The 23,221-nt window shown below is 66.0% G+C and carries 24 protein-coding genes and 2 pseudogenes; 16 read left to right on the top strand and 10 right to left on the bottom strand.

Features of this window, described 5'->3' with window-relative positions:
* The first annotated feature begins 3 nt into the window (after nt 1-3).
* Both ACRDUX_RS14750 and ACRDUX_RS14745 read left to right on the top strand, forming a co-directional pair.
* On the top strand, nt 4-186 hold the full coding sequence (locus tag ACRDUX_RS14750) for a hypothetical protein (protein WP_526414767.1): 183 nt from the start codon (nt 4-6) through the stop codon (nt 184-186).
* Nucleotides 183-1,148 (top strand): 3-hydroxyacyl-CoA dehydrogenase, encoded by a 966-nt coding sequence (locus ACRDUX_RS14745; protein ID WP_526414766.1) that lies wholly within the window; start codon nt 183-185, stop codon nt 1,146-1,148. The genes ACRDUX_RS14750 and ACRDUX_RS14745 overlap by 4 nt, the downstream gene beginning before the upstream one ends.
* Here the strand turns inward: ACRDUX_RS14745 and ACRDUX_RS14740 are convergent.
* Nucleotides 1,086-1,913 (bottom strand): MOSC domain-containing protein, encoded by an 828-nt coding sequence (locus ACRDUX_RS14740; protein WP_526414765.1) that lies wholly within the window; start codon nt 1,911-1,913, stop codon nt 1,086-1,088. The two genes, ACRDUX_RS14745 and ACRDUX_RS14740, sit on opposite strands and share 63 nt — an antisense overlap.
* Before the next feature lie 190 nt (nt 1,914-2,103).
* Between ACRDUX_RS14740 and ACRDUX_RS14735 the strand changes: the two genes are divergently transcribed.
* Genes ACRDUX_RS14735 through ACRDUX_RS14725 form a run of 3 tightly spaced genes read left to right on the top strand, consistent with a single transcriptional unit; the run spans nt 2,104 to nt 4,263 of the window.
* Nucleotides 2,104-2,847: an SDR family NAD(P)-dependent oxidoreductase gene (locus tag ACRDUX_RS14735; RefSeq protein ID WP_526414764.1), complete on the top strand. Its 744-nt coding sequence runs from the start codon at nt 2,104-2,106 to the stop codon at nt 2,845-2,847.
* A 34-nt stretch (nt 2,848-2,881) separates the two neighbouring features.
* A complete protein-coding gene (locus ACRDUX_RS14730) occupies nt 2,882-3,277 on the top strand; it encodes a VOC family protein (protein ID WP_526414763.1) in 396 nt (131 codons plus the stop codon).
* 2 nt (nt 3,278-3,279) lie between these two features.
* A complete protein-coding gene (locus ACRDUX_RS14725; RefSeq protein ID WP_526414762.1) occupies nt 3,280-4,263 on the top strand; it encodes a saccharopine dehydrogenase family protein in 984 nt (327 codons plus the stop codon).
* Here ACRDUX_RS14725 and ACRDUX_RS14720 read toward each other — a convergent pair.
* The 3 genes and pseudogenes from ACRDUX_RS14720 to ACRDUX_RS14710 all read right to left on the bottom strand — a co-directional run bounded on the left by ACRDUX_RS14720 (nt 4,250) and on the right by ACRDUX_RS14710 (nt 7,754).
* Nucleotides 4,250-5,722: pseudogene (locus ACRDUX_RS14720) on the bottom strand (amino acid permease). The gene ACRDUX_RS14725 and the pseudogene ACRDUX_RS14720 overlap by 14 nt on opposite strands.
* A gap of 100 nt (nt 5,723-5,822) precedes the next feature.
* Nucleotides 5,823-7,324 (bottom strand): annotated as a pseudogene (gene arsB, locus ACRDUX_RS14715) (ACR3 family arsenite efflux transporter).
* A gap of 7 nt (nt 7,325-7,331) precedes the next feature.
* Complete coding sequence (locus ACRDUX_RS14710; RefSeq protein ID WP_526414761.1) at nt 7,332-7,754, bottom strand: ArsI/CadI family heavy metal resistance metalloenzyme; 423 nt, start codon at nt 7,752-7,754, stop codon at nt 7,332-7,334.
* Between the two features lie 98 nt (nt 7,755-7,852).
* On the opposite strand from ACRDUX_RS14710, the gene ACRDUX_RS14705 reads away from it, so the two are divergent.
* Nucleotides 7,853-8,212 (top strand): Rv2640c family ArsR-like transcriptional regulator, encoded by a 360-nt coding sequence (locus tag ACRDUX_RS14705; protein ID WP_526414760.1) that lies wholly within the window; start codon nt 7,853-7,855, stop codon nt 8,210-8,212.
* A 38-nt stretch (nt 8,213-8,250) separates the two neighbouring features.
* Here ACRDUX_RS14705 and ACRDUX_RS14700 read toward each other — a convergent pair whose 3' ends face one another.
* Entirely contained in the window at nt 8,251-8,790 is a 540-nt protein-coding gene (locus ACRDUX_RS14700) for an HPP family protein (RefSeq protein ID WP_526414774.1), read from the bottom strand.
* A gap of 361 nt (nt 8,791-9,151) precedes the next feature.
* On the bottom strand, nt 9,152-10,063 hold the full coding sequence (locus tag ACRDUX_RS14695) for a universal stress protein (RefSeq protein ID WP_526414759.1): 912 nt from the start codon (nt 10,061-10,063) through the stop codon (nt 9,152-9,154).
* A 264-nt stretch (nt 10,064-10,327) separates the two neighbouring features.
* Here ACRDUX_RS14695 and ACRDUX_RS14690 point away from each other — a divergent pair, with 264 nt between their 5' ends.
* Together ACRDUX_RS14690 and ACRDUX_RS14685 are read left to right on the top strand one after the other, a co-directional pair.
* Nucleotides 10,328-10,960 carry an SRPBCC family protein gene (locus tag ACRDUX_RS14690; protein ID WP_526414758.1) on the top strand — a complete coding sequence of 211 codons (633 nt, stop codon included), beginning with the start codon at nt 10,328-10,330 and terminating at the stop codon, nt 10,958-10,960.
* 24 nt (nt 10,961-10,984) lie between these two features.
* A complete protein-coding gene (locus tag ACRDUX_RS14685; RefSeq protein WP_526414757.1) occupies nt 10,985-11,860 on the top strand; it encodes a universal stress protein in 876 nt (291 codons plus the stop codon).
* 16 nt (nt 11,861-11,876) lie between these two features.
* Here ACRDUX_RS14685 and ACRDUX_RS14680 read toward each other — a convergent pair whose 3' ends face one another.
* Nucleotides 11,877-13,091, bottom strand: coding sequence for a sensor histidine kinase (locus tag ACRDUX_RS14680; RefSeq protein WP_526414756.1), 1,215 nt, complete (start codon nt 13,089-13,091; stop codon nt 11,877-11,879).
* Entirely contained in the window at nt 13,088-13,762 is a 675-nt protein-coding gene (locus ACRDUX_RS14675; protein WP_526414755.1) for a response regulator transcription factor, read from the bottom strand. Before ACRDUX_RS14675 ends, ACRDUX_RS14680 begins: the two co-directional genes overlap by 4 nt.
* A gap of 541 nt (nt 13,763-14,303) precedes the next feature.
* Here ACRDUX_RS14675 and ACRDUX_RS14670 point away from each other — a divergent pair.
* The 6 genes from ACRDUX_RS14670 (at nt 14,304) to ACRDUX_RS14645 (ending at nt 18,782) form a co-directional block, all read left to right on the top strand.
* Entirely contained in the window at nt 14,304-15,233 is a 930-nt protein-coding gene (locus ACRDUX_RS14670) for an FAD:protein FMN transferase (RefSeq protein WP_526414754.1), read from the top strand.
* Nucleotides 15,230-15,790, top strand: coding sequence for a ferric reductase-like transmembrane domain-containing protein (locus tag ACRDUX_RS14665; protein WP_526414753.1), 561 nt, complete (start codon nt 15,230-15,232; stop codon nt 15,788-15,790). The genes ACRDUX_RS14670 and ACRDUX_RS14665 overlap by 4 nt, the downstream gene beginning before the upstream one ends.
* 32 nt (nt 15,791-15,822) lie before the next feature.
* A complete protein-coding gene (locus ACRDUX_RS14660) occupies nt 15,823-17,061 on the top strand; it encodes an NADH-ubiquinone oxidoreductase-F iron-sulfur binding region domain-containing protein (protein WP_526414752.1) in 1,239 nt (412 codons plus the stop codon).
* The gene (locus ACRDUX_RS14655) at nt 16,989-17,294 is read left to right on the top strand and encodes a ferredoxin (RefSeq protein WP_526414751.1); all 306 of its coding nucleotides are present in this window, start codon (nt 16,989-16,991) and stop codon (nt 17,292-17,294) included. Before ACRDUX_RS14660 ends, ACRDUX_RS14655 begins: the two co-directional genes overlap by 73 nt.
* 51 nt (nt 17,295-17,345) lie before the next feature.
* Nucleotides 17,346-17,831 carry a DUF2231 domain-containing protein gene (locus ACRDUX_RS14650; RefSeq protein ID WP_526414750.1) on the top strand — a complete coding sequence of 162 codons (486 nt, stop codon included), beginning with the start codon at nt 17,346-17,348 and terminating at the stop codon, nt 17,829-17,831.
* Nucleotides 17,832-18,068: 237 nt separating this feature from the next.
* Entirely contained in the window at nt 18,069-18,782 is a 714-nt protein-coding gene (locus tag ACRDUX_RS14645; protein ID WP_526414749.1) for a VIT1/CCC1 transporter family protein, read from the top strand.
* Nucleotides 18,783-18,978: 196 nt separating this feature from the next.
* On the opposite strand, the gene ACRDUX_RS14640 is transcribed toward ACRDUX_RS14645, so the two are convergent.
* Together ACRDUX_RS14640 and ACRDUX_RS14635 are read right to left on the bottom strand one after the other, a co-directional pair.
* Nucleotides 18,979-19,872 (bottom strand): universal stress protein, encoded by an 894-nt coding sequence (locus ACRDUX_RS14640; protein WP_526414748.1) that lies wholly within the window; start codon nt 19,870-19,872, stop codon nt 18,979-18,981.
* Nucleotides 19,859-20,191, bottom strand: a complete 333-nt coding sequence (locus ACRDUX_RS14635; RefSeq protein WP_526414747.1) for a hypothetical protein — start codon at nt 20,189-20,191, stop codon at nt 19,859-19,861. The genes ACRDUX_RS14640 and ACRDUX_RS14635 overlap by 14 nt, the downstream gene beginning before the upstream one ends.
* 359 nt (nt 20,192-20,550) lie before the next feature.
* On the opposite strand from ACRDUX_RS14635, the gene ACRDUX_RS14630 reads away from it, so the two are divergent.
* Nucleotides 20,551-21,753: a S1C family serine protease gene (locus ACRDUX_RS14630; RefSeq protein WP_526414746.1), complete on the top strand. Its 1,203-nt coding sequence runs from the start codon at nt 20,551-20,553 to the stop codon at nt 21,751-21,753.
* 182 nt (nt 21,754-21,935) lie between these two features.
* Nucleotides 21,936-22,685 (top strand): universal stress protein, encoded by a 750-nt coding sequence (locus ACRDUX_RS14625; protein WP_526414745.1) that lies wholly within the window; start codon nt 21,936-21,938, stop codon nt 22,683-22,685.
* Nucleotides 22,686-23,221: the final 536 nt, after the last annotated feature.

Raw genomic sequence — 23,221 nt, 5'->3', positions numbered from 1 at the left:
ACGTTGGGCGCGCCGCTGGATCTGCGCACCCTCGGGCTGGAACCCAAGGACTTCGACTTCGTCGCCAAGCAGGCCATGCTGGCCACCCGACTGACCGCCAACAACCCCCGCGAGCTGAGCGTCGATGCGGTGCTGTCGATCCTGGCGCGCGGCTACGACGACGACCGGAGTTGGTGGCAGCGGTGAGCCTGCCGCCGGTGGCCGTGCTCGGCGCCGGATCCATCGGGGTGTCGTTCGCGATCCTGTTCGCCTGCAGCGGTTGCCCGGGTGTCACGGTGTACGACCCGTTCGACGACGCGCTGCCGCGGGCCGCCGATGATCTTCGCGCGCGGCTCAAGCAGCTGAATAGTGCAGACGCCGAGGCGCGGGTACGGTTCACCTCCGATCTGGATATCGCACTCGAGGGTGCGGAATTCGTCCAGGAGTGCGCACCCGAACGGGTCGATCTCAAGCAGGACCTGTTGCGGCAGTCCGCCGTCCGGACCGCTGCCGGAGTTCCGTTGGCCAGCTCGAGTTCGGCGATAGTGCCGAGTCGTCTAGCCGAAGGACTTGAACACGCTGTCGCCGAACGGATTCTGGTCGGACACCCCGGCAACCCGCCATACCTGTTGCCCGTCATCGAGGTCGTGCCGTCGTCGTGCACGGCTGAAGCCATCACCCGGCGTGCGTCCGAGGTGTACCGCGCCGCCGGCCTGCGCCCGGTGCTGGTCCGCCGAGAAGTCGAGGGATTCCTGTTCAATCGGCTGCAGGGTGCGTTGTTGCATGAGGCCTACTGCCTGGTGCGCGACGGTGTGGCGAGCGTGGACGATATCGATGAGGTGGTGCGCAGCGGGTTGGGCTTGCGCTGGAGCTTCATCGGTCCGTTCGAGACCGCCGACCTCAACACCCGCGGCGGCATCGAATCGCATGCCTCGAAAATGGGGCCCGCATATGAACGCATGGGTGCAGAACGCGGACAGCATGATCCGTGGACACCGGAACTGGTCGCCTGCGTCACGGACCAGCGCCGCGCCCTATTGGACCTCGATGACTGGGACGACCGCGTCCGGTGGCGCGACCGCCAATTGATCCGGCTACGCCGCGAATCAGCGGAGGGAGAGTTGATCCCCGACTCGAATCGTGCCCTCGGTGACCACCTCGACGTATGACCCGGCGCACGGCAGCTCACCCAGACCGAAGGATTCGACGCGGTTCTCAGCGGCCGGAGTGCGAAGTGCATGCGGCGCCCGGCCGAGGTCGCCATGCTCGAGGGTGGGTATCACGCACCGTGGCGTCGGGCCCATCGCTTTGAGCTGCACACCTCCGATGGTGAGTGTGCGCTCGGTCCATTGGTTTTCGGAGTACGGGGGATAACCCGGTGGCGTCGCGATCACGATGTTGGGCCGGTAGCGCGCTGCCTCGGTGCCGATGCGCTCGAGCGTCGCGGTGGTGATCACGTGCAGGGGAGCCAGGTCAACGAAGGAGTCACCCGGCGACCCCTCGCCCAGCACCAGCAGCGGAGCGTCGACCTCGGCGTCCAGGCCTTGCTCGAGAACCTGCTCGGGATCGGCGCGCTCCAGAGTTGCGCCCGGCGGCCGGTGGTCGGCCAGCCGAACCGGTCGTGCCAGCAGCGTGGAGAGCATCTCCTCGACGCCGCCCGCGTCGGACGCCACGCGGGTGCCGTCGGGCATGCGGATCCACGCGCGTTCGCCGTCGAGGCTGGCGCTGCACTTCAAGAGCTGCCGCCACAGCCGGGCCTGCTTCGCACTCGCGACCCGGCCGGTCTCCTGGTCGACCAACGCCAGCCGCCGATCCCCCTCGGCGCCTGCGTAGCTGACGGGAAGTGCGGTGACGGTTTCACCGAGCATCGACTTGACGGGATAGCGGTGCAGGCTCTCGACGTGCATCTGCTGCTCGGCGTTTGCGGCGGTCATCTTCGAACCGTAGTTGCTTCAGCCAGCCGGGTTCAACCAGCCGGGTTCAACAAGCCCGCACCACCTCGACCGGTTCGGGCGACCGTGATCACCGTGAGCCTAGGTGCAGCACTCCCAGGAAGGCTCGCCCTTCCACACCCGTCGTCGTCCAGCTTGACTTGCGTTCACCCCCGTTGAAAGGCAAACCCACATGAGCATCGTCATCATCACCGGCGGCAGCAAGGGCATCGGCGCCGCCACCGCACTGGCATGCGCCGAAAGCGGGATGGGCGTCATCCTGACCTACAACAGCAATCCCGAATCCGCCGCTGGCATCGTCGACACGATCATCGAAGGCGGCGGTAAGGCCGTCGCGCTCAAGCTCGACGTCGCCGATACCTCGTCGTTCCCGGCGTTCGGCGACACCATCCGGACCGCGCTACAGACGACGTGGGGTCGTGAGGACTTCGACTACCTGGTCAACAACGCCGGGTACGGGCTCTTCAGCCCCATCGCCGCGGTCACCGAAAACGAGTTCGACGGACTCTTCAACGTCCACCTCAAGGCACCGTTCTTCCTCACCCAGACACTGCTGCCCCTGATCACCGACGGCGGTGCCATCGTGAACCTGACCAGCGCGACCACCCGGGTGACGACTGCCGGTGTCGCGCCGTACGCCAGCTTCAAGGGCGGCCTCGAAGTACTGACCCGTTACATGGCACAGGAATTCGGCGACCGACGGATCAGAGTCAACGCGATCTCCCCAGGGCCGATTCGCACCGAACTCGGCGGTGGACTCAACGATGAGTTCGAGGCCCTGCTGTCCGCAAAGACGGCACTCGGTCGCGTCGGCGAACCCGACGATGTCGCCAGCGCCATCACGAGCCTGCTCTCCGAGGACAACCGCTGGATCAATGCCCAGTCCATCGAAGTCGCGGGCGGCTTCGTCATCTGACCACCCGAACATCTGAATAGGAAGCGAGACCCCCATGCTCGACCACGTCTTTCTCTCGGTGAGCGACATCGCGCGCTCGATCGACTTCTACACCGCGGCACTCACCCCGCTCGGCATCACCACGCGAGTCGACTATGACGGAAAGGACGGCCCCCCAGGACATCCCGATCTGAAGGGCTTCGGCGCGAACGGTCGCATCTTCTTCTGGCTCAGGCATGGCGTCGTCGACAGCCGTGCCGCCCACGTCGGCTTCGTCGCCGACAGTGAGGCCGAGGTGGATGCCGCCTACACCGCCGCGATCGAGGCAGGCGCCACCGACAACGGCCCACCTGCGGCACGGGATTACTACGATCCCCGTTACTACGCCGCCAACGTCTTTGATCCCGACGGATACAGCCTCGAATTCGTCTACAAGAGCTGGCAGCACTGACCATGGACACACTGATGATCTACGGCGCCACCGGTTACACCGGCCGCATGGCCGCCGAACACGCCGTCGCGGCGGGACTCAAGCTCATCCTTGGCGGACGCGACACCGCGCGACTCGTGCCGCTCGCCGACGAACTCGGCGTCGAGTACCGGGCCTTCGGTCTGCAGGACACTGCTGCGGTGGAGAATGCGATCTCGGGTGTATCCGTACTCCTGAACTGCGCAGGCCCGTTCGCGAAGACCGCAGAACCCCTCGTGACGGCCGCCATCCGATCAGGGGTTCACTACCTCGACGTCGCTGCCGAATTGGACAGCTACCTCTTGGCAGAGACACTCGACGAAGAAGCGCAGGCCGCCGGGGTCATGCTGCTACCGGGCAGCGGCGGAAGCGTAGCGATGCTCGGCTGCCTTGCGGGCCATGCGGCACAGCGCGTGTCGAACGTGCGCCGCATGGGCATCGCCCTGCACGTCACCGGCTCGATGTCGCGGGGGTCGGCGATCAGTGCCGCCGAGAACATGACCACCGAAGTCCTCCACCGCGTCGACGGAACCCTCGCCAGCCGCGACCCAGGCAATGTTCGGGAGTTCGACTTCGGAACCGGGCCGGTGATCTGCCAGCCGGTGACTCTGCCAGACCTGGTGACGATCTGGAAGGCTACCAAGATCCCGAATATCGAGACGTTCGTGCATGTTTCGGGTGGCGCCTTCCCGCAAGGCGATCTCGCGGCGTTGCCCGACGGCCCCACCGCCGAGCAGCGGGACGCCAATCGCTACCAGGCGACCGCGGTGGTCGAGGGCGAGGACGGTGTGGTGGCTCGCTCGGTACTCGATACCGTCAACGGCTACACGTTCACCCCGATGGCCGCCGCAGAAGCTGCACGCCGGGTGCTGGCCGGTGAGCACAAGCCCGGTTTCCGCACGCCCGCAGCCCTGTTCGGCAACGGCTTCGCCGAAACCATTGCCGACACCCGGATCAGCGACTTCTAGAAGCCTCGCCTTCGCCCCGTTCGGTGTCGAGCACCTCGCGGTTGAAGATCAACATGTACGCGAAATAGACTCCGCCGACCAGGATCAACCCGAGCACGACCAGGTCGGGAACGAAGGCGGTGCCAGGTGTCACCAGGACGAACAACGCGAACGCCACCCAGATCAGTGCGGCAATGGCGACGGGTAGCTCGAAGCGCCCGAGGCTGAACCCGCCTTCCTTGCGCTCCAGGCGTTTTCGCACCGCCAGGTAGAGGATCACGATGGAGCCGTAGATGAGTGCGGGCAGAACCGTCCCCCCGATGATCAATTGCATCAGCGCTTCACCGGGCAGCGCGACCATCAGGAGGACACCCACGGCCACGATCAGGATCGTCGCCGGGACCGGAGTCTGGGTACGCGGATTGACCCGTCGCAGCACCCGGTGCCCCGGGAAGCGCTCATCACGCGCCATCGCGAAGACCTGGCGTGAGCAGGCGGCCATCACCACCATTCCCGCGCCGAACAGCGCGAATACGATGCCCGCCAGCAGGACTCGCTCCATGACCGGACCCAGCTAACCGCGGATGATCGCGGCGACCGGCGATGCACTGGCGCTCACCGCCCCAATGTCCTTGATCGCGGCGGTGAGCGCGATCAGGAACAACAGCCCCGCCACCCCTGACGCGACCACCGACGCCACGATCGCGCGCGGCACGCCACGAAACGGGTCCCTGGCCTCTTCGGCGAGGTTGGCTGCAGAGTCGAAGCCGACGAGCGTGGTGAGGCCCATGATCATCCCGGCCATCAACCCGCCGCCGATCGCGAAGTAATCCCCTGCGTCCGCGGTAATCCCACGTGATGTCAGATTCTCCAGGTTGCCGCTGCCCGTGAACGCCATGACCGCGGTCAGCGCGATCACCAACACCGCGACGATGCTCAGTTCGATTGCCACGGCACCGGAGGTGATCAGGCCGAGCAGTCGAGTCGAGGCGATCACGAGCACGGCCTGAACGATCAGGATCACCACCGTGATCAGCCGGGCGGTGTCCTCGTTCTCCTGGATGCCCATCAGCGGCATGAACGCCTGGCTGGCCAACGCGTTGTCCATCGCCACCACCGCAGTCGCCAGATACCAGCAAGTCAACCACCCGAACAGCCAGCCGATCTTCGGGTTGGCGAGGCGCGAGGCCCATTGGTACGAGGACCCGCTGAGCGCGATCCGGGCCGCAAACTGTGCGACCACCAGAGCGACCAGGGTCTGTCCGACCGCCGCGACGACCCACAGCCAGATCCCGACCGGTCCCGCACTGTTCAACACGATGCCGTACGTGGCGAAGACACCGACCGCCACCGAGATGAAGGCGAACGAGATCGCGAACAGCTGAAAGGACCCGAGTGTCCGCTTCAATTCCGGCTGGTAGCCAGAACCCTCAATCGATGCGTCCGCAGTAGCGGGGTTCGCCACGTCCTCTGCCGTCATCGTGCAGTCCGATCGTCCGTGGCGGGTGTTGAACGGAACACTAAGTGACGGGGTGCAGAGAAATTTGCTATTGCGTTAAATAGCGCTCGCCAGCCCGCTGTCAGGCGATGGTGCTGATGCCGAGTTCTTCGAGCAGCCGACGGACGCGCTCTTCGATGTCGTCGCGGATCAACCGCATGCGCTCGATGCCGTCGATGCCGCGTTCGGACGGCTCGTCGGTATCCCAGTTCTCGAACCGGGTTCCGGCAACGGATTCCACACGAGCTTCGCGCCCGAGGGTGACCACGATGTCGACGTCACGCAGGAGTTGGGCGGCGATGGGCTTGGGCTTCTCCCCGCTGATGTCGACGCCGACTTCGGCGAGCGACTCGGCAGACAGCTTGTTGACCCCGCTTCCTGGCTTCGTCCCAGCGGAGTGCACGTCCACGGCGGCACCGGCGATCTTATGCATCAGCCCGGCGGCCATCTGAGACTTGCCGCCGTTCTTGACACAGACGAACAGCACTGACGGCGTTGGGGATTCGGTCATCGTGACTCCGTCCTGAAGCGACCTCGCAGGGCGAGGGAGACGTAGACCAGCGCGACGAGGACGGGGACCTCGATGAGCGGGCCGACGACGCCGGCGAGCGCCTGCCCGGAGGTCGCACCGTACGTTGCGATCGCCACGGCGATGGCGAGTTCGAAGTTGTTTCCTGCCGCGGTGAACGCCAGCGTGGTGGTGCGCTGATAGCCCAGGCCGAGCAGAGCGCCCAGGACGTATCCCCCGCCCCACATGATCGCGAAGTAGGCGAGCAGAGGTAGCGCGATCCGCACGACGTCGAGGGGACGGCTGGTGATCTGATCACCCTGCAGCGCAAAGAGAATGACGATGGTGAACAGCAAACCGTAGAGCGCCCATGGCCCGATGCGGGGCAAGAACCTCGACTCGTACCAGAGTCGCCCCTTGGTCTTCTCCCCCACGCGGCGCGACAGATAGCCTGCCAGCAGCGGGATGCCGAGGAAGATGAGCACCGACTTGGCGATCTGCCACGGCGAGGTGCTGATCGTGGTCTGTTCCAAGCCGAGCCAGCCGGGCAGCACTGAAAGGTAGAACCAGCCGAGGGCAGCGAACATGACGACTTGGAAGATCGAGTTGAGCGCCACCAGGACAGCTGCCGCTTCACGGTCGCCACACGCCAGGTCGTTCCAGATGATGACCATGGCGATGCAGCGGGCCAGACCCACGATGATCAGCCCGGTGCGGTACTCGGGTAGATCCGGTAGCAGCAGCCACGCGAGTGCGAACATCAGCGCGGGCCCGAGCACCCAGTTGAGCACCAGCGAGCTGACGAGTAGCTTGCGGTCGCCGGTCACGGTGTCGAGCCGGTCGTAGCGGACCTTGGCCAGCACCGGGTACATCATGATCAACAGGCCCAGCGCGATCGGCAGCGAGATACCGTCGAATTCAACATGATTCAGGGCGGAGTTCAAGCCAGGAACGAGCCGGCCGAGCAGCAGGCCGACGGCCATCGCGATGCCGATCCATACCGGCAGGAAGCGATCCAACAGCGAGAGCTTCTCGACGATCGCGGGATGAGCGTCGGCGTCGACTGGTGTGCTCACACGTGCCTCAGCAGCACGCCGCGGCGGTGCCACCCTCGGCACGATCGGCATTCGCACCGAAGGTGTCGGAGTCGGCGAGGACGGTGTAGACCTCCCACTTCTCACCAGCCGGCCCGGTGACCCAGACCTTGTCTTGGGTAGCGAAGCAACACGTCGTGCCGATCTCCTCAGCGGTGAAGAGGCCTTCGGCCGTGAGCCGGGCGATCTCGGCGTGCACGGTGTCGCTGGACTCGACCTCGACGCCGAGGTGATTGATGGTGCCGCCCCTGCCGGGGTTCTCCAGGAGGACCAACTTCAGCGGCGGCTCGGCGATCGCGAAGTTCGCGTAACCCTCCTTGACCTTGGCGGGCGGCGTGTTGAACAGCTTCGAGTAGAAGGTGATGGCCTCGTCGAGGTCATCGACGTTGAGGGCGAGCTGGGCTCGGGACATGAAGAACCTTTCAACGTGTGTGACTTATGTCGAACTAGTGTGATCCCAGACTGCACACCTCTTTGACTTATGTCAATGTCCGTCGCCATACTGACTTCGTGCCCAAGACACTGCCGACGATCGACATGACCGCGCCCGTCTGCTGCGCGCCCGTGGCCGCGGGACCCATGAGCGACGAGGCGGCGCTCGAAGTGGCGTTGCGACTCAAGGCGCTCGCGGACCCGGCGCGCGTGAAGATCATGTCGCTGTTGTTCAGCTCCTCAGCGGGCGAACAGAACAGCGGTGAATTGGCAGCGGCCCTGGGGCTGACCGAGTCCACCGTCAGCCACCACCTGGCTCAGCTCCGGCGCGCTGGTTTCGTCGAATCCGATCGCCGCGGGATGAACGTGTACCACCGACCGGGCCGTGACGCCGTCGGTGCGCTCTGCACCGTCCTCGACCCCAACTGCTGCACCTGACGGAACTTGGGGTCGGCTCGTGACTGCGCCGTCCACCGTCACCACCAGTAGTGCGGGTACTTTGCACCGTTGATCCTGTTGCCCGCCAAACCCACGACGACCAGAATCACTGCCGCCGACCCGACCAGGACGACGAACTCCCACCGGGGGATGACGGGGACGACGGCGATCATCGCGGTCGCAGCGGCCGGGGAGTGCGACATCCGCAGCAGTTTCATCGTGCCAAGAGCCAACGCTCCGGCAAGTGCACCGGCCCACAGCGAATCGATGCCGATCATGCCGACGAGCACACCGACGATCGCCGACATCACGTGCCCGCCTATCACGTTGCGTGGCTGGGACAGTGGGAAGTGGGCGCCGCCGACGACGAGTGCCATGCTGGCCGCCAGAGGCGGAATCAACCACGGGTCGTGGGTGAAGGCCGTCAGCGCCGCCACGATCGCGAGTGCCACCAGGCTCGCGATCATTTCCACCACGATTACCCTCAGCTTCTGACGAGGTGGAGCAGAACTCGTGTACCACTGCGATCGATTCGGCGCGGGCGACTCCGCCGCCGGTTGCGGCTGCGTGGAGACCACGGATGGTTCCGTCACGAAGCTCTCCCGGGTGATGAACGCATCAGAAGAAGCTATGCGGCGCGGCGCGAGTCGAGCAAAGTCACGCCGTGTATCACGTCATTCACGGCATTTATCGTGCAGCGCTACGGATGTCGACGACGGGTCGGTGCATTCCACCACGGTTTGCAGGCGCTCCCGCACATTCGATTCACGGGGTCTATCGCGGCGCGATACGGATGTCGGCGCCATGGCCGAGGCATCCCATCGTTGGTTTGCTCGGCCTCGCCGTCGTCCTCGCCATCCTCTCTTGTCCTGATGAGCAACCGGGTACGAAACCGTTGAGTATGGGGATCTCGGCGGCAATGGTCCTCCGGCTAAAGCCCTACGGCGCTGGACACACCACTACCGGCAGCTGCGCGTTGCGCAGGAGGTTCAAGCTGACCGATCCGAAGGCATAGCGGGACAACGCATTGCGGTGCCGACAACCCACCACCACCATCTGCGCATCACGAACCTGCTCCAGCAGTGCCTTCGCCGGAGCGGCAGTCATACCCAGAAGCGTGACTTCGACGCCCGGATACCGTAGGCGCCACGGATCGACGACATCGCTGAGCTGCCGCCACTGCGCCGCATCCCGCTCGTCATTGCCTCGAGATGACGAGACGGCCATCTCGATGAGATGGGGTAGTGCCACGTCGTCGGGGACCCCCCACGCGGCCCACCCGTGAATCACACGCAACGGCGCCGCCAACGCATCCGCCAAGCTGAACGCGTTATGCAGTGCGACACCGGCACCGGCATCGGCGCCGGCAGCGACGCCGACCACGATCGGCTCGTCCGTCACGCGGGCGCAACCACCACGCCACGCGATGACCGGGCATGAAGCGCGTTCGATGATCGCCGACGTTGCCGATCCGACGAGCAGGGCACCAACCATGCTGACGTCTTCGCAGCCGACGACCACCAGTCGCGCCGTGCGACTTGCTGCCGCCAGGGCATCGTCAGCTGGTTCAGACACCGCGATGGCGGTAACGCGCGACGCGGGAAACTGCTCTCGCACTGCATCTTCGACGCTCCGCAGGATCATCTCGGCGCCGTCGCGTTGCTGGGCGATCGACACCGCGTGTACCGCGGCCGACGTGTCGGTCAGGTTGTGTCCGAGGTAGGGCATCGCATGCACGATTCGAAGTGGCGCCCCGAGTCGCACCGCGAGCGAGCAAGCCCAGATCGCAGCGTTCAAGGCAATCAAGGAGCCGTCCACTCCCACGACGATCGGCGCCGAAGCATCCGTCATGCGCTCCCTGCTTCCGGTCAATGGTGCCACATCGGCCGGATGCGCTTTGCGTCGCGGTTCCTCTCGGGAAGCCACGGGATCCCAGCGTGTCCGTGCTCGTGCTAATTCATCGAATCAAGGCCCGTGACGCCCCGATAGGGACGAAAGTCCTGAAGTAAGCGGGTGTTTCGTCGCCAAACGGGATTATTCGGAGTTGGGATGCTTCTGACGAGGTGATGACCATTGGCCCTAGTCGCTAGACCGCCCCCAGTCCACAGTGGGGGCGTGAGATCGCACATTTGGGCCATCGTGGGTGGACTGGCCGCACTCGGGGCCGCGAGACGGTACTACCGCAACTGGGGCACGACCAAGGACGAATGCCAGATGCCACTGCCAGGCGACGACCTCGTCGCGGCGCCCTCGACACAGATGACCGACGCGGTGTCAATCGAACGGTCGGCGACTGAGATATGGCCCTGGCTGATGCGATGGATTCAAGACCGGACGGAGCTGTGCCAGGGGCAGCGGATTACGTCCGGGGACGTGATCCGGATGGCACCCCTGCGGCGGATGGGCCTGGACAGGGATGTGGTGCTGACCATCGCCGACATCGTCGACGATCACACGATCGTGTTGCAAGGGGTGCCGCCTCAACTGCCCTGGACTGTGGTGTGGTCGTTCCACCTGTTGCCGCGAGGCGAGGATCGCTGCCGGCTTCTGGTGCGCACTCGGATCGCGCTCCGTCACCCTGGCGAGGCCTTTCTGGCGGAAGCCGCCGGTCCACTGCTCGCGTTGACGACGCGCAACACATTGCGGCGAATTCAACGCCGCGCTGAGGGCAGCGAGCCGACTGCCCCCGTCGACCAACGGCAGACGTCGAGCCCGCCCGCGAGGGACCCCGAGGCCGCGAACACGTGAGCCAAATACTCAGGAGGACATGACATGTACCGCAGCGCAGAGCCGCAGCCGATCGTGGTGGCCGTCGACGGCTCACCGCACTCAGATGCCGCCGTCGAGTGGGCCGCACACGAAAGCGCTCTGCGGAAGGCATCGGTGATCCTCGTCAACGTGATTGCGCCGACGCCAGACACCCCGGCCGACCCGGCCCACTGCCACCAGTCGCGTGCAGACTCGGTCCTGACGGCCGCCGAGGCGAGGTTGCGCGCCGTGAGCGGCCCAGCCGATGCCCTCGACGTCCGGGTTGCGGTCCTGCAATCGCCCGTTCTGCCAGCGCTGATCGACGCATCGAAACGAGCGCAGCTGATCGTCGTGGGCAGCCGCGGACACACAGCCCTGGGTCGGCTCCTGCTCGGTTCCGTGAGTACCGGCCTAATTCACCGTGCGCAGTGCCCGGTTGCCGTAATCCCATTGAGCGCGCACCACCGGACGGCACGCGCACACCCCCGCCCCGTCGTGGTGGGCGTCGACGGAACCGTCACCTCCGAAGAAGCGATCGCAATGGCCTTCGAGGAGGCGGCGTGCAGACATGCTGACCTATTGGCCGTGCATGCGTGGAGCGACGTCGGGGTCCTTCCCCTCGTCGGCACGAACCAGTGGTTCGAGGCCGAAGCCAAGGCCAAGGATGTGTTGGCCGGACGCCTTGCCCACTGGCAGGAGAAGTACCCCGACGTGCACGTCACGGGGCGCGTCGTGTGTGACGAGCCAGCGCACGCAGTGATCTTCGAAGCGAGGTGCTCGCAGCTAGTCGTGGTCGGCAACCGAGGCCACACTGGTCATGCCGGGTTACAGCTGGGCGCAGTCGGTTCCGCAGTCGTCCACGCCTCACCGGTACCCGTCATCGTGGTTAGGGGCCACTGAGGAGGTTTCGAAGGCGTCATACCGGAGGGGCGGCGGGCAGAGTGAGCCTGAAGGTCGCGCCGCCGCCGGGCCCAGGTGCGACGCCGACGTCGCCGTGATGGGCGAGCGCGATCTCACGGACGAGCGCCAGTCCGATCCCGTACCGCTGGCGACCCCCTGACGCGGTCTGGGTATCACCGTGTGAGAACCGGGTGAACAGCGTGTCCACCGCATCAGGATCGACGCCGACGCCGTCATCGCGGACCTCGATGACGACGTCCGCCCCGCGCCGTCCGAGGTAGATCGCTATCAGTCCACCCGGATGTTCGTGGGCCAGAGCGTTGTCGACCAGCGACGTGACGGCGCGACGGAGCGCCGCCGCCGATCCCAGAACGGCGAGATCCCGTCCTGCGACGTTGATGTCACGATCCACGACGAGGCGTACCCCAGCGGTGCCAGCGTGCTCGACCATGCCGTCGCGGACCTCATCGGCGATGGCCGAAACGTCGACGCGGGCGCGGGGAATCCCGCTGCCGGCCATAGTGGCCGATGCCAGCAGGTCTTCGATCACTTCGCCGAGCATCCTGGTGTCGGCCGTGAGGGCGTCGATCTGCTCCTTGGCCCGGTGGGCGTCGCCGTCGTCGAATCGGCGTGCGAGCAACTGAATCCTGGTGTGCAGGACGGTCAGCGGTGCACGAAGTTCGTGCGAGGCGTCGGCGACGAACCTTCGCTGCAACGCCAACGCCTCGGTCAACGGGCGGATGGAACGTCGCGTAAGCAGGACGACGACGGCGGTCGAAGCGAGGATCCCGGCCAGTTCCGCCGCGCCCAGCGACAGCAGCAGCCGGCTCCGGCCCGCTTCGTAGGAGTCCAGCGCGAGTAACACAACCACCCTGCCTTGGGGTTTGTCGGCGACGAGGACGCGGTAGCGTCCACCCTTCATTCGCTCGTCGGAGAACCCCGCCGGGCGTGCAAGCAGGTCGGCGGTCGGCACGTCGGAGACGCTCGACTGCACCGTCCCCGTCAGGTCCCGCAGGACGAGTTGCATTCCCGGTGGTGGATCGGTGGCGTCGTCAGCCGTCGAGGCCACCGACGTCAGCTGATCGACAATCTGCTGATTCTGGACGCGAACGTCGACCAGGAAGATCACCGCACCAACCACCAACAACACTGCCGCCAGGGCTAGCGACGCCTGCACGGCCGCGACCCGGCCCGCGCGCCGCACCACGGCGAGGTCGCCGTGGGGTGTCATCCGGCTCCGAGGCGATACCCGGTGCCGCGGACCGTGCGGACGATTCCTCGACCGAGCTTGCGACGGAGATAGTGCACGTAGGTGTCGACCACACCCGGGGTGTCGACGCCGTCGAACGCCGAGCTGAGCAACTGCCCGCGGGTGAAGATGCGCCCTGGAGTGCTCATCAGGACGCTCAGCAGCGCTGCTTCCCGCTCGGACAGCTCGACGTCGACACCCACCCTGCGGCCGCTGACGGTGCGGGTCAACCGATCCAAGGACAGTCCGTCGACCCGCAAAGTCGCGCTGTCATTCGGCCGCCGCACCAGAGCGCGCACCCGGGCCAGCAACTCGGGCACCTCGAACGGCTTGACCAGATAGTCTTGAGCTCCGGCGTCGAGCCCGTCGACGCGATCGGTCGTCGCACCGCGCGCGGTCAGCACCAGGATCGGCGTCCCGACCCCCCTCGATCTCAGCACCCCGATGAGCTCGACGCCATCCATGACGGGCAGCCCACGATCGACGATGAGTGCGTCGTAGCCCCCGGTCAGACCGCGGTGAAGCCCCTGCTGAGCGTCGTACGCGGCCTCCACCTCGTAGCCCTCGTCGGTGAACAACTCAACGAGCATCCCACTCAGAGCGCGGTCGTCGTCGACGATGAGCAGCGTTGGCGCTGCGGTCCGGTCGGCCACCCAATGAGCGTGCCACGCCAAATCTTCGAAGGCTTGAAGAATCGGCTGCCAGCATCGGAGTCATGGATTCACCCCGTTCGGGAATGCGCCGTGCGAGAGCGGTCTCGTGGGCGCTGACCGGCCTCGGGATCGCTGGAGTCGCGGGCACATCCACCCTGGCCTACGCCGACACCTTCAGACCCCCCGCAACCGAAGTGCCAACCGTCGCCGGCGATCCTGCTCCGCCGGAATTCGACCCGGCGCCCGTCCTCGAGGTGCCCCCGGCACTCAGCCCGGTCGCTACGACTACTGAACCGGCTCTGCCGGTCACCACCGAACCGCCTCCTCCGGGGACCCCCGGGACTGGGGTGATCCAACCTCCGGAGACACACAGAGCACAGGAGCCCGACTACACCTCCCGACGGACTTACGAGCCCGCCCCACCCCCCGTCGCCCATCGGTCACAGCCGCCGACACTGCCAACGACCAAGCGGCACATACTAACTCCGACCACGGTCATGTCGCCGAACTTCTCACCGCGCATCTCGACATCCCGCGGCTCGTGACCGTCAGCGTGCACGACATCGCGCAGAGCCGGTGGCAGCGGTGGAGTACGGACATGCAGATCGTCGTCACGAATCCCCGGTCGCTGTGCACCGCCCGGCAGGAAGTCGACGCGGAACTCGACGCCGTCGACGCTGCCGCATCCCGCTTCCGGCCGGACTCCGAAGTCGCGGCGCTGGCATTGTCGGGCGGTCGTCCGACCGAGATCAGCGAGATGTTGGCCAACCTGCTGGACGCCGCGCTGACGGCGGCTGCCCATACCGATGGTGACGTCGACCCGACGGTCGGCGCGGCGCCGGTCGTACTCGGCTATGACAGCGGCGTCACGCCCCTTCGGAGCGCCCGGCCCCTCGCCGCGTCGATCGTCACCCCGGCGGTGTGGTCGATGGTCACGCTGCGGGATCGGATCGTCACAGTGCCGCCGGGAGTACTACTCGACCTCGGTGCCACCGCGAAGGCGGTTGCCGCGGACCAGTGCGCTCAACGCGTCCTCGAGGCGACTGGCAGTGGCGTGCTGGTCAATCTCGGCGGCGACATCGCCACCGCTGGAGCGGCACCGGACGGTTCCTGGCAGGTCGTGGTCCACGACACCCCTGACGAACCGGCCAGCGCCATTGGACTTCCGGCCGGAGCGGCACTGGCCACGTCAAGCACGCTGCACCGCCGCTGGCGCCGCGGTGGTGAGGTGTGGCACCACATCCTCGACCCGCGTACGGGACTGCCTGCGGACCCTGTGTGGCGGACGGTGAGCGTCGCCGCACAGACCTGTTATGCCGCCAACACGGTCTCCACCGCGGCGGTGGTACGCGGATGGACTGCCCTGCAATGGATTCGGGTACTCGGCATGACGGCCCGGCTAGTCGACAGCGACCGCGGCGTCCACACGGTCGGCGGGTGGCCGCACGCCGACCAGGAGCGGCTGCGATGACCGACCAAGCATTGTGGGCACTGGGTCGCGGTACCGGAGTCACCGCGCTGGTGTTTCTGACGGTGTCCCTAGCGCTGGGTATCGCCACCCGGTCGGGCCGTCGTATCGCAGCCCTCCCCCGCTTCGCCGTAGCCGACGTCCACCGCTTCGCGGCACTGGCCGGCACCGTCCTGGTCGTTCTCCACGTGGCACTGCTGTTCTTCGACCCGTACGCCCAATTGCGTGTTGTGGACTTCGCGGTGCCATTCCTTGGTGCCTACCGGCCGCTTTGGCTCGGACTGGGAACCCTGGCTTGCGACGTGCTCGTCACAATCGTGGTCACCAGCCTGCTACGCCACCGTCTCGGGGTGCACGCCTTCCGCGTCGTGCACTGGGCGGCCTACGCGCTGTGGCCGATCGCGCTGGCCCACGCACTCGGCAACGGCACTGACGCAGGCCATCCGTGGTTCTTCGCTCTCGCTGGTTGCTGCGCGTTGACCGTCGCAGCAGCGCTGGTGTGGCGGCTGCGTGCCTCCTTCGTCGAATTCCCCGACACGCAAACATCGGCTCGCCGGTGAAAGTCCAACGACTACAGCGCACGGACCCGCCCGTGAGTAATCAGCTCTTCGCCGCAAACGGCCCAGGTCTGCGGGAACACCACGCGCGATTCGGCGGGGTTCCCATCGGTGCGGCCGAGACCCTGATCCCGTCACTGGAGGCGGCCGGCCTGACCGGCCGGGGTGGGGCCGCGTTTCCCACTGGCCGCAAGATCGCGTCGGTTACCGGGCGCAAACCCGTTGTGATCGGCAACGGCGCCGAGGGCGAGCCACTCAGCCGTAAGGATGCGATGCTCGTGGCGCGCGCACCGCACCTGATCCTCGAGGGTCTCCAATTGGCGGCCGCAGCAGTGCACGCCGACAAGGTGTACCTCTATCTCCCGAACCACGTCGCGCCCGCTGCACGGTACGCCATCGACGAACGTGCCGCCGCTGGACTGGACGGGCATCGCGTGACCGTCGTCGAGGCACCCGACACGTTCGTCGCAGGGGAGGAATCGGCCGTCGTCAGGCGAATCGAGGGTGGCCGAGCGATTCCCCGAGACCGCACAGTGCCGACGTCCACGTCCGGAGTGCGCGGGCGACCCACCTTGGTCAACAACGTCGAGACCCTGGCGCACATCGCCCTGATCGCCCGCTACGGGCCTGGCTGGTTCCGATCGGTCGGAGAACCCGGCGAACCCGGCACCATGCTGGTGACCCTGTCAGGATTACTGCCCCGCCGGCACGTCCTGGAGGTGCCCATTGGAACGCTCCTCACCGAAGTGCTGGCACGCGGCGGCCTTGACGACCTGCGCAACGTGGGTGCCGTCCTTCTCGGCGGATACCACGGCACCTGGCTTCCCACCGCAGCCCTGCCCGGTGCCCGGCTCTCGCGTGCGAGCCTGGCACCGCGCGGGGCGAGCCCGGGTGCGGGCATCGTCCACGCGCTCCCGTCCGACCAGTGTGGCCTCGCCCGTACTGCCGACATCGTCGCCTACCTCGCAGAACAGGGCGCCCAGCAGTGTGGACCCTGCCGCAACGGTCTACCTAGGCTGGCGCAACTGTTCGACGACCTCGCCTACGCGCGGGTGGTCGACAGATCTCTCGACGAGGTTCACCGCCTACTCGACGTCGTCAACGGCAGGGGCTCGTGCCGGCATCCCGACGGAACCGTCCGACTGGCCCACAGCGCGCTCGCAACCTTTGCCGTCGATATCGCCCACCATCGAGCCGGCCGATGCACCGCTGCCCTGGTCGCCGCGCACGACGCCGAACGTACCGACCGGCCACCGCAAAGGAACAACACATGAGAACACCGCCGAAACCATCACGGCTGCACGTCGATTGGACACGATGCGATGGCCGTGGCCTGTGCACCGAGTTGCTGCCCGGTGTCCTCGGCCGCGACGACTGGGGCTACCCGCGGGCGCGCAACGGCTCCCGAGAGCCCGCGATACCACTCGGCGATCTGACCGAGGCACGCGTCGCCGTCGACCGTTGTCCGCGGCTCGCACTTTCCCTAATCGCACAATCTCGTTCTTGATCGGGCAGCGCCGCCCGTCGTGTGTTCAATCCATCCCAAGGAGTCATTCTCGTGACCACGTTCAATGGGCTCCCCGCCCACGCCCTGCTGGTGCACTTCATCGTCATCCTCGCGCCGCTCACGGCCGTTCTGGCGATCATTTGTGCCGCTTGGCCCGCGGCCCGACAGCGCTTGGTGTGGTTGGTGGTCGGCCTAGCCGTGATCACCGTCGTGCTCACCCCGCTGACCACGGATGCGGGCGAATGGCTCGAACATCAGGTTGGTCGGTCACCGCAGTTGCACACACACACCGAGTTGGGCGACACAATGCTCTACTACGCCATCGCGCTACTCGTGGCCTCCGCACTCCTGGCAGTGGTGCACGTGCGTGAGGGCCGCGGGCACCGACCCAAACGAGTCGCGTCGTGGGTCGTCGCCCTGGTCGTCATCGCCGTCAGCGTGGGAACTGCCGTGCAGGTCTACCGCATCGGGGATTCCGGTGCGAGGGCGACCTGGGGGAATCAGGTTCGTACCGTAGAGAGTGGCGGCACACCTTGACCGACCAGTGCTTCCGCTACGGACTTACCAATGCGCCAACGGCACTGCGATTCAGGGCAACGACATCCCCGACGATCAACTGGAGCAGACCAGACTTTGACGCAAGCATGGCGTGAACTCGGTTGTGCATGAACTCATTACAGACCAGAAATCACCCATCTTCGGCGCGGTACCGAAGCCGTTTGGCTAGGCTACGTTGGCTGGCGGATCCGTGCGTCGATGTCTAACGTGGCGACCATGTCAACGGCATCCCATCCCGCCGAGCCACATACGGGTTCGGTGTCATCGAAGCTGAATTGGTTGCGTGCAGCCGTTTTAGGCGCCAACGACGGGATCGTCTCCACCGCGGGCATCGTGGTTGGAGTCGCCGCAGCGTCGACATCGCCTGGGCCGATCCTGACCGCAGGAATCGCCGGACTGGTCGCTGGGGCGGTCTCGATGGCATTGGGAGAGTACGTTTCCGTCAGCGCTCAGCGTGACACCGAGCAGGCCCTGCTGAGCAAGGAACGCGGGGAGCTACGTGAGGACCCGGCGGCGGAACTGGACGAACTCGCGGCGCTGTACGAAGCCAAGGGATTGTCAACGGCCACCGCGCGCACCGTCGCCGAAGAGCTCACCGACCATGACGCGTTCGCCGCCCACGCCGACGTGGAACTGGGTATCGATCCCACCGATCTGACCAACCCTTGGCAGGCCGCGCTGTCTTCGGCTCTATCCTTCACCGTCGGCGCACTTCTGCCCCTGATCGCAATTCTGCTGCCACCCCAGGCATTCCGCATTCCGGTGACCGTCGCGGCCGTGCTAGTGGCGCTCGTCATCACCGGAGCGGCATCGGCCGTCCTCGGCGGTGCGCCCAAGTCGCGCGCGGTCACGCGCAACGTCGTCGGCGGCGGACTGGCGCTCGGAATCACCTACGGTATAGGACATCTCGTGGGCACCATCATTACGTGACGACTCCCCCTCGTGACACCGGTTTGCACCATTCGTCGACTTCGCCATCCGGTACGGTGTCGGCCCGGTGTGTCCGTCCGGGTTACGCTCGCGTCCTCCCATTACGCCCGCCGGTGAGCACGCCAACCCGTTCCGGACAGGGCCCGCCGAGTGGCACGGGAAATGCCCTGCCACCGCATGTAATCAGATTGTCTGATCAGGCCGTGGCCGAGCCAACTGAGGACGCCGGAGAACGCAAGATCAGCAGCGAGCAACTCGACTTGCGTAGTGCGGCGTGCGCCCGATCACTCATCAGCTCCTCGATGGCGTGCTGCTGGCTGTCCGCGACAATGACCATCTGGTCGACGTGGGCGGCCTGCTTGAGGACATGCAGGAGATGGTGTGGCATCGGCAACGCACACATCTGTACCGCCGTCGGATCCCGCCGAGCTCGTTCGAGGCGTCCCTCTACGTTCGCGCGCAGCGCCTTATCGCTGATCCGCTCGCCCTTGGCAGACGCCATGGTCGTCGACCACGAGGTCAGCGCGAATATCGGGGCTTCGTGTCGCAACGCCTCGACGACGGCGGTTTCGAGCACGCCGTGGGAGTCGGGTGACTCGTCGAGGATCGCGACGATCCACCGATGCGACCTTGGCCGACGCGCAGGACCCCGCCGTCGCACGACAGCGGTCGAACAGTGCGCGCGACGGGCCACCGCCCGGGCCGTCGCACCGCGCTTCAGCGCCCCGGAGTCCTTCGCACCCTTGTGCCCAACGCACAGCAACACCGCCCGGCGCGAGGCCTCCACCAATTCCTCGACGGGCTCGCCCTCAAGAATCTCCGATTCCAACTTCACTGGCTTGCCGGTGTCCACGACGATCTCCCACGCACGGTGCAGCGCCCGGTGCGCATCGGCCATTGCGGTATCGAGATGCTCGGAGCCGCCGGGGCTCACCACGTGAACCAGGCGCAGCGAGGTATCGCGCGCGATTGCTTCGTCGGTCGCCCACACAGCCGCCCGCAGGCTCGACTGAGATCCGTCGATGCCCACCATCACCGGGGCTGAGTTCTCTGCGGCCGGGAGCCTCAACTCAAGATCAGTCTCGTCCACGAGAGCCCTCATCATTCGCTGGCGTCACTGACTTCGTCATCGCCCGGTCTGCGGACCGCACGATGCTGCGGTGGAATGTGAACTGTGCGGTGACGAGCTCGTCAGCCAATTCGATTGCCGCATGGACGATCCGCGCGCGAAGAGGTTCGACCACCTCGGGGATTGCGTCGTCGACTGTGCGCCTGAAGTCGCGCAGGGCTCGGCTGGCGGCGTGCTGGCCCGCCCTGGCCGACTCGCGAACCTCTTCGGCCAGACCCGGAAGACGAGGCGCCGACACCTTCTTGCTGTCCTTGATCGTCTTGTCACTCTTGATCGTCATGACTTCGACACTAAAGACCGTAGCGGTCAACCGGTATGGGCAAAGGTCACACACGGACGTGACATAGGACCACAGAGCGACCGTTCCAGTTCGACGAACTCGCATCCTGCGCGTGGCCGACCGGCCCTTCAAGTGTGTCCGGACCCATTGCTCCGTTAGTGGTTCAGCACGGCTCCGTCGGGTTCAGGGTTGCGAGACAACGGGATCGGCGCTACGGCCTAAAGTCTCTCGATTGAAGCTGACCCCGACCGAACTGTGCGCCGCTACTGTCTTGCAGGGGCCGAAAGGCTCTACGGAATCGCCACACCGGTGGCTACGGTCGAGTCACGCCAACGGTTGTTGGCGCAGAGGAGGACGGCATGACCGTTACGCCCGATTTCCTGCCCGCTGACGGCACGTGTGCGGCTTATGTGCGCTCAACCGACAGCTCCGGGCCACACCACTCACGGCACGCGGCGTTGCCGAATGTTCCCGTGTTCCACTCCCTTCAGGCCGTTGTCCTGCTCGCAGGGGTACTGGTGGTGGTCATGGTCTCGGCGCTGATCGGTGGTGTCACGGCGTTGGCGGTTCGCCCGCTAGACTTTGGCGTCGTGACGCCCGCCACCGAACACGGGGGCGCTCGCCTTCTGGGCGGACCGTTCGAGCGGGTCGCCGCCAAGGTGCTACCGAGCGTGGTGAAGCTCGAGACAACCATCGGATTTCAGTCCTCGGAGGGCTCGGGCATCATCTTGCGCTCCGACGGACTCATATTGACCAATAACCACGTCGTCGCGGTCCCCGCCGGTGCGAAACCCGAACAAGGTGGAGCAACCACCCTGGTCACCCTTGCCGACGGACGTACCGCGCCGTTCGTGGTGGTCGGCGGCGACGCTATGAGCGACATCGCCGTCGTTCGGGTGCCCGCGACTTTGGGACTCGTCCCCATCACACGCGGCTCGTCGGAACACCTCACCGTCGGTCAGAACGTCGTTGCGGTGGGATCACCGCTGGGTCTGGAAGGGACGGTTACCACTGGCGTCATCAGCGCCTTGCACCGTCCAGTGTCGAGCAGGGATGACTCGACGGACGACGACAGCGTATTCGACGCCATCCAAACCGACGCCGCAATCAACCCTGGCAACTCCGGTGGAGCGCTGGTCGACTTGACGGGCGCACTCATCGGTGTGAACTCGGCGTTGGCGACGACGGGAGGCGACTACGTCAACGGTCCGGGCGGTTCGATCGGACTTGGTTTCGCCATACCCGTCGAACAGGCCATCCGTGTCGCCGATCAACTCGTCGCGACCGGTAAGGCATCCCATACCTCCTTGGGGGCGCAGGCGGACGACGAGCGTCCGAGTCACGGCGCCATAATCGTGGCGATCACACCCAAAGGGCCCGCCGCGGCCGCCGACCTACCCCTCGGAGCGGTCGTCACCAAGGTCGACGACCGCGTCATCGCAGACGCCGACGCCCTCGTCGCCGCCGTGAGGTCCAAGTCTCCTGGCGACACGGTCATCCTCACCTACACCGACCCGACGGGGGCGATCAAGACCGCACGCGTCACCCTCGGCGCCGAGTAAGAAGTGAACCGTCCCTGCACAGGATGTCCTCGGACCGGCTATCACAGGGGCACTGGGAATTCAGGGACCATGTACCACGCTCCTAGGGACCATCGCCTCGTTGAATCACCCTGCTACGTACCTAGTCTCGATGACAAACACACCCGGAAGAAGATTGCGTCTCACGGAAGGAGTTGCTTCCCATGAACGACCCGTCGCCTGCGATCGTGGTCGGCGTCGACGGTTCAGTGGCATCCCGAGCAGCGGCCTCCTGGGCTGTGGCAGAGGCGCAGAACCGCGGCGTGCCGCTGCGACTCGTCACCGTCGTCCGCGACGCCACCCAACGGTGTCGCGCGGAAGAAGCGCTGCGCCTTGCTCGCGCCGCGGTCGAAAACCAGGCGCTGCCGGTACCGTTCGAAGAGGTCACTTGCTACGGAGACGCGCTGCTCGTCCTTCTGGAGGAAAGCTCGACGGCCACGATGATCTGCGTGGGCACCTCTCGGGAGATCGGCACACCACTGGGCGTCACGGCCACCACGCTCGTCGAACGGGCACACTGCGACGTCGCCGTCATCCGCCCCGAGGGGGCCGCGGGAGACTGGGTCGGCGGCGTCATCGCGGTGGTGCTCGACGACGACCCGGACAACGACGCCGTCGTGCGCCGAGCGATGATCGAGGGCAGGCTCCGCAACGCCACCGTGCGTCAGATCGATCGCAGGCAAAACAGCTGGGTGCGCCATTTCCCCGACGTCCACGTGGAAGTCGTGGCCGCCGGGACCGGTCGATGCACCCATCGGTCAGAGGACCGCGGCCTCCCGCAGTTGGCGGTCGTCGACCAGTCCGAATCAGCGCGAGGACTGACCGCCACGGTGACCCCGAATTGTCATCCGATCCTCGGATATCCCGACTGCTCGGTACTGTTCGTGCACGACGACTCTCGCCGCCGCACCTGATCACGATCGGCCTGAGCACCACGGCGTTGCCGTCCGCGAGACCCAAGACCCTTCCGTGGGAAGGGACCAACGACCCTGCTGGGAGCGCTCCACCCCACGCCTGAAACATCCTCGGAGACAGGGCGATCACCATCACCGTCGACGAGGTCGAGAACCAGACGCGCGCCGTCGCCCCGATGTCCTGGGAGGGTCGGACTCTGGTCGGGGTGGGCGACCCGCTCAAGCCGGCTCTTCCCAGATTACCTATCGCGGCAATTAGCCGTGTCGCGGTCCCTGCCAGAGCTCGTTTGGGCGGTTTCACCCCGAAGCCGTCGAGGCCGCAATTTCCGTGACCGGTCATCCGCCGTCCACTCACTAGGTCCCCACAGCAGGGACCAACGACGGCATCGAGGGGACTTTCTGCTCTGACCCAATGCACTGACCTGCACCTAGCGTCGTATACGACACCAACCGAACATGGGGCAGACAATGCGAGACACACACCCAGCGTCACCCTCAGTCGTCGTCGGCATCGACGGATCGCGAAGCGGCCTGAC

It is taken from the genome of Mycobacterium sp., from assembly GCF_050701675.1.
Taxonomy (GTDB): domain Bacteria; phylum Actinomycetota; class Actinomycetes; order Mycobacteriales; family Mycobacteriaceae; genus Mycobacterium.
This window is presented reverse-complemented; position numbering and strand designations above follow the sequence as displayed.